Source organism: Myxococcus sp. CA040A, from assembly GCF_013336725.1.
Classification (GTDB): Bacteria; Myxococcota; Myxococcia; order Myxococcales; family Myxococcaceae; genus Myxococcus; species Myxococcus llanfairpwllgwyngyllgogerychwyrndrobwllllantysiliogogogochensis.
Window position 1 is genome coordinate 770,040 of record NZ_JABUMR010000004.1, and the last position, 14,379, is coordinate 784,418.

8 protein-coding genes are annotated in these 14,379 nt (G+C 69.5%); 2 read left to right on the forward strand and 6 right to left on the reverse strand.

Translation table 11 applies throughout. The annotated features are described in order from the left end of the window. Positions 1–7: 7 nt before the first annotated feature. From HUA75_RS20230 to HUA75_RS20240, 3 genes are all read right to left on the reverse strand, one after another. Positions 8–3,670 (reverse strand): UvrD-helicase domain-containing protein, encoded by a 3,663-nt coding sequence (locus HUA75_RS20230; RefSeq protein ID WP_174487312.1) that lies wholly within the window; start codon positions 3,668–3,670, stop codon positions 8–10. Beyond that, positions 3,667–6,906, reverse strand: coding sequence for a PD-(D/E)XK nuclease family protein (locus tag HUA75_RS20235; protein ID WP_174487313.1), 3,240 nt, complete (start codon positions 6,904–6,906; stop codon positions 3,667–3,669). Before HUA75_RS20235 ends, HUA75_RS20230 begins: the two co-directional genes overlap by 4 nt. 177 nt (positions 6,907–7,083) lie before the next feature. Then, positions 7,084–7,617 (reverse strand): hypothetical protein, encoded by a 534-nt coding sequence (locus HUA75_RS20240; protein ID WP_174487314.1) that lies wholly within the window; start codon positions 7,615–7,617, stop codon positions 7,084–7,086. Positions 7,618–7,835: 218 nt separating this feature from the next. Between HUA75_RS20240 and HUA75_RS20245 the strand changes: the two genes are divergently transcribed. Then, a complete protein-coding gene (locus HUA75_RS20245; RefSeq protein ID WP_174487315.1) occupies positions 7,836–9,374 on the forward strand; it encodes a hypothetical protein in 1,539 nt (512 codons plus the stop codon). Beyond that, positions 9,371–11,107, forward strand: a complete 1,737-nt coding sequence (locus HUA75_RS20250; protein WP_174487316.1) for an Hsp70 family protein — start codon at positions 9,371–9,373, stop codon at positions 11,105–11,107. The genes HUA75_RS20245 and HUA75_RS20250 overlap by 4 nt, the downstream gene beginning before the upstream one ends. A gap of 598 nt (positions 11,108–11,705) precedes the next feature. Here HUA75_RS20250 and HUA75_RS20255 read toward each other — a convergent pair. From HUA75_RS20255 to HUA75_RS20265, 3 genes are all read right to left on the reverse strand, one after another. Continuing rightward, the gene (locus HUA75_RS20255; RefSeq protein ID WP_217446159.1) at positions 11,706–12,491 is read right to left on the reverse strand and encodes a hypothetical protein; all 786 of its coding nucleotides are present in this window, start codon (positions 12,489–12,491) and stop codon (positions 11,706–11,708) included. 18 nt (positions 12,492–12,509) lie between these two features. Next, entirely contained in the window at positions 12,510–13,328 is an 819-nt protein-coding gene (locus HUA75_RS20260; RefSeq protein ID WP_174487318.1) for a GNAT family N-acetyltransferase, read from the reverse strand. A gap of 124 nt (positions 13,329–13,452) precedes the next feature. Next, positions 13,453–14,373 (reverse strand): LysR family transcriptional regulator, encoded by a 921-nt coding sequence (locus tag HUA75_RS20265; RefSeq protein WP_217446160.1) that lies wholly within the window; start codon positions 14,371–14,373, stop codon positions 13,453–13,455. Positions 14,374–14,379 lie beyond the last annotated feature (6 nt).

Consider the following 14,379-nt stretch of genomic DNA (forward strand, 5'->3'; position numbering starts at 1 on the left):
CCGCCGCTTAGCACGCGGAAGGGGCCGGGTGACAGTGTTCCGAGAAGCCACAATGCAGGGCCTGGCAGGTCGCCACCTCTCGTCCCGCCCAGGCACCTCGGACCTCTCCTCTGGCCAGCGCCCGCGCGCCGTCCGCGAGCCGCCTGGCCGCTTCCTCTTGACCCACCCCGTCCATGCTCCACTCGGGCTCGGGCTGGGCCTCGCCCAGGAAGACCACGCCCACACGGACGGGGACTCCAGGCCGCACCATCCGTCGAGCCGCCAACGCCAGCGCCGCCAGCTCGTGTGTATACGCGGCGGCCCCCAGGGGATGTCGTCCACCCGACTTGTAGGCGACCACCACCGCCTCACCGCGAGGTGATTCCCACAGGACATCCACCTCGCCCTCCAGGGAGACGCCGTCCTCCAGGGACAGCGAGAAGGCCAGGCTCCGGTGCACCATGCGCGAGGGAGACTCCGCCACCGAGCGAGCGAAGTCCGTGACGAGGAAGCGCTCCACCGTCGACAGGACCTCCTCCATGCCCTCGTCGTCCGGAAGCGCGCCTGCCTCGCGCAACAATGACTCCAGATGCGCTCGGCGCTCCGTCACATCCACGTCACGTGCCGAGGCGAGTCGCAGGTCCGCTCTCCGCAACAGCTCGCGCACCAGCTCCGCTGGACTCTTCGCTGGCAGCCAGCCTTCCGGGTCGACCAGGAGCGGCGCGTCCCGGACAGGGGCTTCCCAGGGCCAGGGCGCCGCGCGCAGCCCCAGCCGGTGCACGTAGTGGAAGCGTCGAGGACAGGCGAGGAAGTCCTGCACCGCGCTCACGGGCGCGGAGACTCCACCGGGTGATTCGCCCATCTCCACCAGCCCACCCCGCACGCGCAGCAGCGCGGCCTCCACTCGAGCCCCCGCGCGAGCGAGCGACTCCGGTCCCGGAGGCTCCGGGTCCGCGGGCGGTGGCAGTTCATCCACGTCCACGTCGTCGACGAACTCGCGCGTGGTGACGTCTTCCAACCGCGCATCGACGAGATGCCACCACGAGTCCTTGCCCGCGCGAGGCTCCTCGCCTCCAGAGAGGACCAACAAGTCCCTCGCGCGCGTGAGGGCCACGTAGAGCAGGCGGCGGTACTCGGCGTCCTCGCGCGCCTTGAGTTCCTGTCGCACCGCCTCGAAGCGATTGGAGGTGTAGCCCTCCAACGAGTCCGGCACCCACGGCCGCAGGGCGATGCCATGAGAGCGCTCGAAGTGCGCGCGCCCGGAGGTGCTCCGACGGCGGCCGCCCATGCCCGGCACCACGACGACGGGCCACTCCAGGCCCTTGGCGCGGTGGATGGTGAGCAACTGCACCGCGCGCGGGTCTCCCGCGTCCAGCAGGTCCGCCTGCGCCTCGGTGGGGTCGGACTCGGCCAGCATGCGCAGCTCTCGCGCGAAGGCCACGCAGCCCCCTGTGCCACGCTCGTCACGCCGCGATGCCAGCGACAGCAGCTTCTCCACGTTGGCGCTCGCCTGCTCCGCGTAGGGTGAGCCCGCCAACGCCTCGCGATACCCCGTCATGTCCAGCGCCGCGAGCAGCAGCTCCCTCACACCCAGGCGGTCCCTCTCCTGGCGCAACGCGGGCAGCGCGGCGAGGAAGTCCACCAGGCGCACCCGCTCGCGCTCGGGCAGCGACTCCAGCACCGTGGGGTCCGACAAGCGCGGCGACGCCAGCGACAACGGCTGCTCCCCCGCGAGCTGGAACAGGGACGCATCCGACAGTCCCACGAGCGGCGAGCGCAGCACGGCCGCGAACGCGAGTGCGTCCTCCGAGTCCGCCAGCAGCGCCAGCAACGAGGCCAGGTCCAACACCTCCTGCGCGCCGTAGAAGCCGCGTCCGCGCAACACCCGGTGCGGCACACCGTGACGGATGAGCGCCTGTCGATAGACCTCCAGGTGCGTGAAGGTCCGGAACAGCATGGCCACGTCCCCCCCGCGCGCGGGCCGGGCCCCTTCGCCATCCTCGCGCGCCACGGTGGGCGCCGCGCCCGGCGCGAGCATGATGCGCAGCCGTCGCGCCACGCAGTCCGCATCCAGCCAGCGCAAGTCGCCCGCGGTCTCCTGCTCCTCCAGGTGGAGCCGCTCCACGGCGGCCGTCTCGGAGAGCGACGCACGCACCGGGGACAGGTCGTCCTCCTCCGGGACGTAGATGACCTCGAACGGACGCGGCGCCTGCGAATCCGCCGCCACCAGCACGCCAGCGAAGGCGTGATTGAAGAAGGACAACAGCCCCGGCACCGAGCGGCGGTTGTGCTGCAGGAAGCCGCGCGTGCCCCCCTCGTCTTCAATCTTCTTGGCGAGCACCGTGAACACGGAGACATCCGCGCCACGGAACTCGTAGATGGACTGCTTGCGGTCTCCCACCGCGCAGAGGAACGCGGGCTCCAAGGGCAGCGCGGCAGCCAGGTCCACGTCCGGCGCCAGCTCGCGCGGGCCTTCCTCGCGCCGCTCCGAGAGCAACAACACCAGCTCCAACTGGAGACGGTTGGTGTCCTGGAACTCGTCCACCAGCAGCGAGCCCACGCGCTCCTGCACCTGTCGGCGGAACTCGGGGTAGTCCCTGAGCAGGTCCCTCGCCTTCACCAGCAGCGACGTGAAGTCGAAGACGTTGCGACGGGAGAACTCCGCGTCGTGCCGGGTCTCCACGCGGCCCAGCAGCTCACGGAACGTGGCCTCGAAGGGCGCCGTGCGCCACGCGGCCCAGGAATCCTCCAGCCTGCGCACCGAGCCGTCGCTCTTGCCGAACGTCCGCCAGTACAGCTCACGCACCGGCCCCGCAGCGCCCTTGCTGAGCCTCGCGAAGTTGCGCCCATCCGCCGCGAAGCTGGCGCGCAACCACGGGTAGCGGTCTCCCTGATGGAAGTTCTCCGCCGTCATCCCGTTCAGCGCCTTCTCCAGGGCGCCCACCAGCCGGCTCCACTCGCCCTTCGCATCCAGCGCGCGCGCTTCACCGCACAGCCGAAGGCTCTGCGTCAGGACTTCATCCAGGTCCTCGCGAGCCTCCGCCACGTCTCCGACGGCGGCCGACGCGGCCTTCAACCCTTCCTCGCGCAGCTTGCCGTAGACCGACACCAGCGCGGCCACCAGTCCGTCGGAGAAGCCCGAGCCGGAGAAGCCCAGCTCCTGGCACAGCTCGCGCACCTGCGCGTCCCCGCCCTCCAGCGACTCCAACACCACGCGCTCGGCCACGTCCTGGACGAGGCTGGAGGCCTCCAGTTCGTCGAGCACCTCGAAGCTCGGGTCGATACCCACCGCAGGAGGGGCCCGTCGCAACAACTGGCCGCAGAGCGAGTGGAACGTTCCCACCGTGGCCGAGCCCAGCTCCTCGCGCATCTGCCTCCACGCATCGGGCAACGGGAAGGGCCGGCCCAGCCGTTCGAGCGACTCGCGCAGCTCCACTTCCTGGTCCAGGCGAGCATCCCCCTGGGCCAGCCCATCCAGACGCTGGCGCACGCGGGAGCGCATCTCCGCCGCGGCCTTGTCCGTGAAGGTCAACATGCACAGCCGCGCGGGACGAATCGCCGCGCCCGCCTCGCGCGCACCGGCCAACAGGTGCAGCGTCATCGTCACCAGGCTGTACGTCTTGCCCGCGCCAGCGCCCGCCATCAACGCGAGGTTGCGCTCCAGCGCGAGCAGGGAGGGAGCCACGCTCATCCGCCCTCCTCCGTCATCCGGCGCTCGGTGATGCGGCACACGGCGCGGAAGCCACACATGCCGCAGTCCTGGGGTCGCGCGGCGAACTGTCCCTCTCGCAGCGTCTTCACGAGTGACTCCACCGCGTTGGGCAGGTTGCGTCCACCCTCCTTCGCGGCGACCCTCGCCCGCACCTCCGGGTCCGTGGACAGCAGCTCATCCAGCTCCTGCGCGGGGACGACGTCGGACAGATGGATGGTGGCGCCGGTGCGCAGCGAGAACCACGCGGCCTGACTCGCCGTCGCGTGCCCGCTCTCCCGCGCCGCGAAGAGGTACAGCGGCAGCTGGAAGTCCGACGTGAGCAGCCGCTTCTTCAGCTCGTTCTTGTCCAGCTTCCCGGACTTGTAGTCGATGACGCCCACCTCCGAGCCCGCCACGTCGAGCCGGTCGATCTTCCCCTCGAAGACGATGGCGTCCCCTTCGATGGGAAGGACGACATGCCGCCAACGGTCGTCCGTGGCCGCGGGGCCGAACTGGAGCTCGAAGCCCTCTGGCACCATCCGCTCGAACGGCAGCCCGCGCCGCTCGTCCACGAGGATGCGACGGGCCATCGCCCGCGCGCGCTCATGCGCCAGCTTCCACAGCGCGGGATGCCCCACGTGGTGGAACTTCTCGAAGTGCGCCACCGCCGACTGGAGCGCCGTGTCCAACACCTCGTCCGGCACGTCCTCCGGCGCCTTGCCCAGGAGCTGGTGCTCCTTGAGCGCCTGGAACACCTCCTCGACGACGCGGTGCCAGAAGGTGCCGCGGCCCCTCGCGTCGAACTCCTCGCCCGGACGGTCCGGCTCGGCCACCTTCAGGCCATACGTGAGGAAGCCCTGGAAGCCACAGTTGCCGAAGCGCGCGAGCGCGGAAGCGGACAGCGGCCGCGTGAGGTCGAAGCGGAACGCCTCACGCAAGGACGCGCGCTGCGTGTTCCCGTCCACCGAGCCCGTGAAGGGCCCCGGCTTCTTGTTCGGGTCGCCGAAGAAGAACAGGCGCTCCACTTCCACCAGGGACAGCTCGCGGGCGCCCGAGTACCAGGCTTCCTTGTCGAAGTGACGCTTGAGGAGGCTCGCCGCCGCGTCCGGCTCGGTGACGCGCAGCTTCGGCTGCGCCAGGGCTTCCAGCGCCACGCAGCGACGCAGCTCGGACTCCGTCAGCACCTCGTCGAGCGGGGGAATCGGCGGCAGCGAGCGCGGCTGCCACTTCAGCGCGGTGAGCCGGCGCACTTCCTCCAGGAACGAGGACGGCACCTGCTCCTGGCCTCCCGAGCCCTCCATCGCGAAGGACAGGCTCAGCGTCTCCTCCGCCGCCGCGAGCGCGCTGGCGAACAACAGCCGGTCCTCGGTGAGCCGCCACGGCGCTCGCTCCTCGAACTCGCCTCCCGTCAGCCGGAACACATCCCGTCCCAGGTGCTGGTTGAGCGCGGAGCGCTCCGCGTCCCCGAGCAACGGAGAGGGCGCATCCCGTCCCGGGAAACGTCCCTCGGTGAGCCCCGCGATGAACAGATGTCGGAACGAGCGCCCTGGAACCTCGGCGGCATCCAGCACCTCCACCGCGGAGCCACGAGGCCCTCGCGCGGGCAGGTGCGCGTCCGCCATCGCATCGCGCAGCCAGCGGCCGAAGGTGCGCCGACGCAACACCGGGCCGCCGCCCACCGCCTTCATCGTCCGCAGCAGTCCCTGGACTCGCAACCGGAGCGCCTCGCGCGCGGCCTCGTCACGGGCTCGCGCATCCAGGGCCCGCGCCGCGAGCCCGCCTTCGTCACGACCCTCCAGCGGCCCTTCCGAGTCCATCAACCCCAGCCGCTCCACCACGTGCCACCACGTGGCCAGCAGCTCCGCGACGGTGCCCTTCTCGGGAATCCGTCGGCAGTAATCCACCAGCAACTGGCAGCGCTCGCGCAGCAGCCGCACCGCATGGATGCGCGCGCTCCCGTCCTTCTTCTGCGCACCCTGCAACGCCTGGAGTCGACGCGCGAGCCCATCCAGCCGGATGTCATAGGCGCCACGCCCGCGCAGCGCGCCCAGCCGGTCATCACGCACGGCCGCCAGTGCGAAGAAGCTCGCGGGCGCCTCCGGTCCTCCCCGCGACAACGTGGGCGCGTAGCGACTGCCCACCAGCTCCGCCACGCGCTCGGCCGGAAAGCCATCCTCCACCAGGAACGGCAGGTCCAGCGCCAGGCGCACCGGCCCCGCCAGCGCGAGCGGCTCGCCCCAGGGAAGACGCACGGGCACCCCCAGTTCGCCCAGCGATTCGGCGAGCCACCCGGCTTCCGCTCCCAGCTCACGGTAGGCGATGGCGATGTCCGAAGGAGACGCCCCGTCGGCGATGAGTCGGCGCACGTCCCGGGCGACCAGTCGCGCTTCTTCCCGCGCCGTGGCCGCGCTCCACACACGGGGCTGGAGCTCCACGTCCTTCAGCGCCTCGCGCGGCGCCCGGGGAGAGAAGACGAAGCGCCCCAGGTCGATGAAGGGCCGGGCCTCGAAGGTGACGTCCGCCTTGAAGAGGTCCACGTGTGGCATCGTCTCGCCACGGTTCTCGAACGCGCGGAACAGCGAGGCCAGCGCCGCGTCCGCCACCGGAGAGCCACCCACCGGAGTCTCCACCCGCAGCGTCACGCGCCGCGATTCACACGCGGCCGCCAGCGCCAGCAACAGCTCCAGGCCCGAGGGGCGCACGTCGTAAACGCCATGCAGGACGAGCGTGCCCACGCCATCCCAGCTCGTAGGCCACTCACCCCGACCGAGCGCCTCGCGCGAGCCCCTCAACACGTCCTCACGGTCCGCGAGGCCCAGCTCCGCCAGCTTCTGCTCGTACAGGTGGTACAGCCGGGCGAGCACCCGCACGTGCTTCTGCCGTTCGGGCGGGAGGACCTCTACCGCGTCCTGCAGCTCGCGCGGCGACAGGCGCCCCGCCTTGAGGTCCAGCACCACGTCCAGCCCCGCGCGCGCGAAGGCCGGCTCCCGGACGTACTCGCCGAAGTGCGTGGGACCCAGCAACGCCCCCAGCGAGGACATCACCGCGCGCGCGCCCACCGCCGGGCACGGACGCCGGTTCAGCTCGCGAGCGCCCCCGAGCACGCCCAGCAGCTCATCCCAGGTGAGCAGGTCCGTCCCCATCGCCAGGCCCCGGGCGCTCCGCTCCGCACGCAAGGCGGCCTGACGCCGACTGGCATCGGGGAACACGTGGAGGGTACGGATGGGGCGGGCCATGGATGCGCGGAGTGTAGAACGACCGAGCGGGTCGCTTTCATGCTCCATTCCACGCTCGGCGCCCAGTGTGTTTGCAAGCCCGCCTGCTTGCCCACCTGTTTCACACGATTCACGAGTGAACCGGACCTCCGTGCCGGGTTTATCCCGAAGCCCCGGCGCATCCGGGCGCCGCGGTCGTCATTCGGGACGCCCCCGGAAGACGTCCTGACCGGCGGCCAGGGCCTCCATCGCGGGGGCCAGGCGCGGCCGACTCTCCGCCAGGAACTCGGGGAGGATGGCGTCCTCCAGCTTCTGGCGCTGCTCCTTGGGGAGGTCGCCCAGGGACGCATGGGTCCGCGCCACGACGGTCCCCGCCCAGCAGCAGGCATGGTCCGCTTCCTGGATGACCCGTGCGCTCACGTCCCCCAGCACGATGAGCATGTTGTCGTTGCCCTGCCCCTCGATGAGGGGAATGTCCACCTCGCCCAGGAGCTGCATGTCGCCCGAGGTGACGAGTCCCGGCGCGGTGACGCGTCCGACGATGGTTACAGACGAGTCGGGACCACAATCGGAGAGGGGTAGCGTGGACAGGACGCTCCCGAGGAACACGAGCGGCGCACGCCACCGCACCGGGCCCGTGAGGACGACGTTCGCGGCGATGACCCGGGGTTCGTTCCAGGCCTGTTCATCGAGCGTCAGCGTGGGCAGCTCCGCCGGATGGAGCTCTCTCAAGCTTCCATTGCGCGGGACCCTCGCTGGCGACTTTCGCGAACCCGGCGGGGTCAGGCAGCAGCGAGGTCGCGGCGAGCACCTCCCGCTGAGACTCGTTGAGCCGGGCCAGGGCCCGAGCCCAGGCGTGCTCCCAATCCTGGGGTTTGAAATCGGGTCGATGGTCGAGCCACTCTTGGCAGTCGCTCCGCTTCGAGGCGCGGTGTAGCGTTCCGACTCGAATGACGCTCGAAGAGGCTCGCGGGGAGCTGGGGGTGGCCGCCGAGGCGGAGCCCGACCTCGTCCGCAGGACGTATCTGCGCATGTTGAAGACCCGCAAGCCGGAAGTGGACCCCCAAGGGTTCGCCCGGCTGCGCGAAGCCTATGAGCTGCTCAAGGCCGCGCACGACGGCACCGAGGCACCGCGCACGAGCGCCGCTCCGGAACCGGTGGCTCCCGCCACGGTCGACGCGCCACACGCGTCCGGGCCCCTGAGCGCCGACGCGCGGCTCGACACCTTTCGGGCCCGCTTCAGCACACTGCCTTCGGATGCTCCCACGGATGCGCCCGTCCTGATTGCTCGCGAGGCGGTGGAATCCCTTCCCGAGGCAGGCGAGGCCCGCCACTGGCTCATCAAGGCCCTGATGGCGTCGAACCGGAAGGAGGAGGCGACGCAAGCCTTCCGGGACGCGTTCAACCAGGGGCACCCCGAGTTCCTCCTGGCGTTCGCGCAGACCTTTCCGCAGCGGTTGACCGAAGCGGAGATCAACCTGCTCGGAACGACGGCCGCGCATCCCTTCTTGTGGGGACTCGCCGAGGAGCTGGGCACCTCCGATGACTGGGACAAGGCGGGCCAGGCCGCGCTCGTGGCGCTGGCTGCCATCAAGCGCCATCCCGAACATCCACCGCCGAAACCCACGTGGGTGCTCGCCTTCCTGCTGCAGTTGCACCTGAATGGCCGGCCCCGCGAAGCGCGTGCGCTGCAGGCGAGCTACTCAGCGTGGCTGGAGGCCGAGGGACTCCTCGACGCGTTCCAGGAACAGGATGAGGCGTGGGTGTGGAGGCTGGTTCAGGAGCTGGCGGAGCTGGATGACGACGTCTCTCCCGGCGTGCGCAAGCTGCTCGCCGATGCGGTGCTGAACGGAAACCTGGAGAACACCCGGGAGCAGATGCGCGCCTATCGCCGCCGCGAGCCCGAGCGCGCCGCCCATGCCCTGGAGCAGATTCGCGCCCGCTGTCCTTCCTTCCAGGCCGCGCTCGGGGAGAGCCTGGTGCCCAAGGGGCCGCCGCCCGGAGTGACCCGCCCTTCCCCGCCGAAGAAAGCCCCCGCTGACGCGAAGCCGCCGGCGCCCGACACGGGACGGAGCGCCTCGCGGTACACCACGTACGCGCTCGCGTCCATCGGCGTGTTGATGGCGACCATGGTCGCCGTGGGAGTCATGACCTTCGGGCCGAAGTCGGGTCCTGGAGGCACCGAGGAGGTCACTCGTGAGGAGCGCGTGTCGGCGGCGCGCGAGGCAGCCCGAGTGCTGTGCGCGGCAATCCCCGGCACTGACTCAAAGGAAGCCTGTACGGGGCTCACCAAGCTGGTCGACTCGGTGGAGGCGGAGGACTGTCCCGACGTGTCGAGGAAGTACATGAAGGTCCTCGCGGTGGTGCAGGAACAGACCGCCCGAGTCCCCGCGAACGAGCAGGACCCCGCCGCGCGCCAGGCGCGAATGACCGCCGCCCGGTTCCGTCTCACGGACGAACTCCGGGGACTCTGCCCCCAATCCCTATGAGTCCTTCTTCCAAGTCTCCCATCCTCGGCATCGACCTGGGCACCACCTATTCGCTGGTGTCCGTGTTCAGTGAGGGCCGGCCGGTCCTCATTCCCAATTCCCTCGGCGAGTTCCTGACACCCAGCGCTGTCGCGCTCGACGAACAGGGTCAGGTGCTGGTGGGCGCGGCGGCCCGCTCTCGCGGAGTCCTCCACCCCGAGCAGGCGGCGCTCGCCTTCAAGCGAGACATGGGGACCTCGCGGGTCTATCGACTGGGAGACCGGACGTACTCGCCCCAGGAGCTGTCGGCGCTGGTGCTCGCCGCGCTCAAGCGCGACGCCGAGGCCTTCCTGGGAATGGCGGTTGAAGAGGCCGTCATCACCGTCCCCGCTTATTTCGGGGACCCGCAGCGACAGGCCACTCGGGACGCCGGATCCATCGCGGGACTCAAGGTCGAGCGCATCATCAACGAGCCCACGGCGGCGGCGCTGGCCTATGGGCTGCACGAGCGCAACCGGGAGCTGAAAGCCGTTGTGTTGGACCTGGGTGGCGGGACGTTCGACGTCACGGTGTTGGAGATCATCGAGGGCGTGGTGGAGATCCAGTCCTCGGCGGGTGATGCGCGGCTGGGCGGCGAGGACTTCGACACGTTGCTGGCGCGCCATGTCGCCCAGCGGTTGCGACAGGACAAGGGCTTCGACCTGGAGGCCCACGCACCGGGCTGGGCGCGCTTGCGGGAGGCGTGTGAGGCCGCGAAGCGGCGGCTGTCGCAGACGGAGAGCACGCGCATCGTCCTTCCCGAGCTGCCGGTGGCGGAAGGCAAGAAGCTGGACTTCGAGTTCGCGCTCACCCGTGAGGATGCCGAGTACGCCTGGGCCTCCGCGCTCGAGCGCATGCGCGGGCCGATTCATCGGGCGTTGCAGGATGCGTCACTGAAGGCCACGGACATCGAGGAGGTGCTGCTCGTCGGAGGTTCGACGCGCATGCCGTGCGTGACGACCTTCGCGACGCAGGTGTTTGGACGGTTGCCGTTGCGCAAGCTGCCGCCGGACGAGGCCGTGTCCATGGGCGCCGCGGTGCAGGCGGCGATGAAGGCGGGAGACCAGGCCGTGGATGACCTGGTCGTCACGGACGTCGCGCCGTTCACGCTGGGGGTGAGCACCGCCGCGCAGGCGGGCCACCGGCGAATCACCGGCATCTTCAGTCCCATCCTGGAGCGCGGCACGGTCATCCCCGCGAGCCGCGTGGAGCGCTACTGGACGGCCGGCGACTTCCAGCGAGAGATTCGGCTGGAGGTGTACCAGGGCGAACATGCGCAGTGCAGCGACAACGTGAAGCTGGGCGAGTATGCCTTCTCGGGACTTCCACCGGCTCCGGCGGGAGAGCAGTCCATCGACGTGCGCTTCTCGTATGACCTCAATGGCATCCTCGAGGTGGAGGTCACCGTCGTCACCACGGGTCGCAAGGAAGCCTTCGTCATCGAGCAGCGGCCGGGCAAGCTGTCACCGGGGCAAATCGAAGAGGCGCGGCGCTCCATGGCGGCGTTGAAGCTGCATCCCCAGGATGCCCTGCCGAACACGACGGCGCTCGCGCGAGCAGATGCCTTGCATGTCCAGCTCACGGGACGGGCCCGCGAGGAATTGGCGGCGGCCATCGCCTCGTTCCGGCTCGCGCTCCAGACGCAGCGGCCGGAAGTCATCACCCCCGCGAGGGAGCACCTGACGGGACTCACGGCCCACCTGCGCGAGCGGTGAGCCCGCGTCCGCCCCTGCGGATTCAGGGGTGGTAAGGGTAGCGCGCCAGGACCTTCCCTTCAGGTGATACGGCGTACAGCTCGAACCAGTGCGGCGAAGGGTTGAACCCCGGAGCGGCCCATCCGCACTTGTCGACCCGTCGATTGATTTCGACGAAGTAGAGCCCGCCATGTTGGCCTACGGAGATCTCCATGGCCTTGGCCGAGTACGAGCAGTCACTCGCATACTCCTTCGGCAATTTTGCCAGGAGCGTCTTCAAAGCGGCATGCGCTGCCAGGACCGCTGGGCCATCCAGCGTAGCCAGTGGCTTCAAGTCCTCAGGCCACTCAATTCCATCTGCCGTGGGGGGATTGGGCCGAGAACTTCCACCGTCCCGCACCAAGGAGCTGGCTGCGGGCGTCGGCGAACCTCCATCCCGGACTGCATTGATGGACCGAGGAGGCTCGGGAAGACTCTTCGCTTCGGCCCTCGAGACTTCGGGGCCTTTGCGACCAGCGCCGTTCCCTGGTGAAGGAACAGGCACCCCACCGTCTGACAGGAGCGTCATCAGCAGGATGTAGTGCGAAAGCGTCAGCATGGGACCAGGCTCCAGCGCCTTCTATTGCGTCAGTTCAGGTACGCACTCCGGATAAAGCATCCTCGGACCGCGCATTCCAGGTGACTCTCTCGGACGGCAGACGGACTGAAAATCCCAGCGGGCCTTGTCCTCATTCCACTGGAACACCCTGCCCTCGGCATTCCATTTGTAGAAACGAGGTGCTCCTTTGTGTCCGGTGGCCAGCCAGGCCCAGGCGGGAATCAGTTGATTCCTCGCGTCACGAGCCAGTCGGCCACTGGGGGTCGTCGCATAGGACACCATGGTCCACACCCCTCCCTCGGTCTTCATGGCGGGAAACTGGGTCAGGTCTGGGCTGCTCATCCAGGATCCACAAGGGTGATTGTGCGCGAAGCCGATGACGGGAAGGTCCCGCCCATAATCTTCGTCATCGACTCCACCGAACGGAGGTTGGCAGGAACTCTGTTCCTTCATCAGGTTGCGCACAGGCCACGTGACACGCCAGTCGCTCGGAGTCTTGTAGATGGCGACACAGTATTCGGCCGCATCCGGGCGTGGGCGTCTCGTCGTTGGGTCGCAGGCATCCACAGCCCCCGGCAGGGTCATCAACGTCTTGAGCGTTGGTAGCACCAGGTCATCCGGCACATCGGCCGCATCGGAAATGACCACGGGCACGTCCCCATGGGACCACGGCCCCGGAGCTATCGCGAGATCGAATCGTCCCTCCAGGATGGGCAACTCCGAGCGCACGAAAAAGAGCCTGCGCCCCGAGCAGGCCACGAAGAAGACGAGCACGGGGACGATGGCAAAGAGGACCGGTCGCGACATTGCCCCCCCATGATTGACTCACTTCGCGTCTGGCGAAAAGTCGAGCACGAGCTCCAACTGAGACAGCGCGGGATGCGTGAAGCCCGCCCCCAGGAAGAAGCGCTCGCACAGGCCCTCTGGAACGACGGCGCTCACCGCCAGCGCCTTCCCGGGATGCGCGGCGGCCAGCGCCCGCAGCAACCTGAGCCCCGCGCCCTGCCCTCGCGACTCGGGCTCCACCACGAATGACCGCACCCCCAGCGTCGGCGCTGAGATATCCGCCACCACCGCGCACGCCGGCCCCAACCGGAACGCCCTCGCCGGAGATGACAACCCCCGCACCGTCGCCGCATCGAGCTGCCATGGCAGTCCGTCCGGAAGCAGCCTCGCGCACTCCTGCAGCCCCACCTCCTCCAACGCCCCCGACTCCGGCGTCGGCGTCCCCACGAACCCCACGAGTCGCCGCACACGCCGGAAACCCAGCCGCTCGTAGAGCTTCACCGCTGGCGCATTCTGCTCGATGACCTCCAACACCATCCGCGCATCCCCGCGTGCTCGCGCCTCCGCCATCAACGGCCGCAGCATCTCCCCACCCAGTCCCTGTCCCCGTCGACTGGGAATGATGCCCATGCCCGCGACACGACTGACCCGCCCTCGCCTTGCCATCAACACCAGCCCCGCCCACTCTCCGTCCACCCGCGCGACCCGACTCTCCATGAGCGAGATGTGCTCGCTCCGCACCCGCGCATCGAAGGCCTGTGGTGCGTCGGGAATCGGGACGAAGTAGCCCTCGAACGAACGGGCGAACAACGTGGACAAGGCCAGGAACGGCAACTCCGCTGCGGAAATGAGGTCCATGGGATGTCGCTCGAACCCCGGAGATCGCGGTCCATTCCGCGCCACGGCGATGACGTCTCCGGAACTCAGCACCCTCCCTACCACTCTCGCTCCCGCCCTCGGAGCCTCGTGATGCGCCGCTCGGCTATGGGCTGTCCCAAGGCTCGCCAGCGAGCCGCTCCGCCACGAAGGCAACGAACGCTCGCGCCTTCGACGCCACCAGTCGCCCAGGTGGGTGGACGGCGAACACCCCCACCTCCGGGATCGACCAGTCCTCCAGCACCCGCACGAGCCGACCCGCGCGCACGTCCTCTCCCACCAGGAAGGTCGCCAGCGCCGAGACACCACAGCCCCCCAACGCGGCGAGCCTCAGCGCCTCGGCGTTGTCCGCCCTCAGCGCGGGCCGCACGCGGACCGTGGCGCGCTCCGCTCCCCGCGAAAACGTCCAGGTCTCTCCGTCCGCGAAGTGGCTGAACTGGAGACAGGGATGGGCCGACAGGTCCTGTGGCCGCGCGGGCGGCTTTCGTCCCCGCAGATAGCGAGGTGACGCCACCAGCAGACGCCGCACCGTGGCCAGACGACGCGCCACCAGGCTGGAGTCCGGCAACGCGCCAATCCGGATGGCGACGTCGACCCCTTCCTCGACGAGGTCGACGTAACGGTCCTGGAAGGTGAGCTCCAGCTCGATGCGCGGATAGCGACGCATGAAGTCCGGGATGAGCGGCGCGACGTGGAGCTGGCCGAAGAGGTTGGGCAGCGCCACTCGAAGTCTTCCCTTCGGGTCGCCTCCGAGCCCGGACACGAGCGCTTCCGCCTCCTCGACGCGATGGAGCACATCCGTGCAACGCTCCAGGTACAGGGCGCCCGCCTCGGTGAGCGAGACATGACGGGTGGTGCGACGCAGCAGCGCGGTCCCCAGGGCCGCCTCCAGCCGCGCCACACGGCGGCTCAATGTGGAGGCGCTCACCCGCAGCTCCCTCGCCGCATCCGCGAAGCTCAGCGCCTTCGCCACGGCGGAGAAACCCAGCATGTCCTCCAGTCGGTCCCTCAACTCCAAGCGCTCCACGCCCAA

Excerpts from the sequence above, each read along its gene's own strand:
- HUA75_RS20230 (WP_174487312.1), bottom strand. The coding sequence starts at position 3,670 with ATGAGCGTGGCTCCCTCCCTGCTCGCGCTGGAGCGCAACCTCGCGTTG.
- HUA75_RS20235 (WP_174487313.1), bottom strand. The coding sequence starts at position 6,906 with ATGGCCCGCCCCATCCGTACCCTCCACGTGTTCCCCGATGCCAGTCGG.
- HUA75_RS20245 (WP_174487315.1), top strand. The coding sequence starts at position 7,836 with ATGACGCTCGAAGAGGCTCGCGGGGAGCTGGGGGTGGCCGCCGAGGCG.
- HUA75_RS20250 (WP_174487316.1), top strand. The coding sequence starts at position 9,371 with ATGAGTCCTTCTTCCAAGTCTCCCATCCTCGGCATCGACCTGGGCACC.
- HUA75_RS20255 (WP_217446159.1), bottom strand. The coding sequence starts at position 12,491 with ATGTCGCGACCGGTCCTCTTTGCCATCGTCCCCGTGCTCGTCTTCTTC.
- HUA75_RS20260 (WP_174487318.1), bottom strand. The coding sequence starts at position 13,328 with ATGGACCTCATTTCCGCAGCGGAGTTGCCGTTCCTGGCCTTGTCCACG.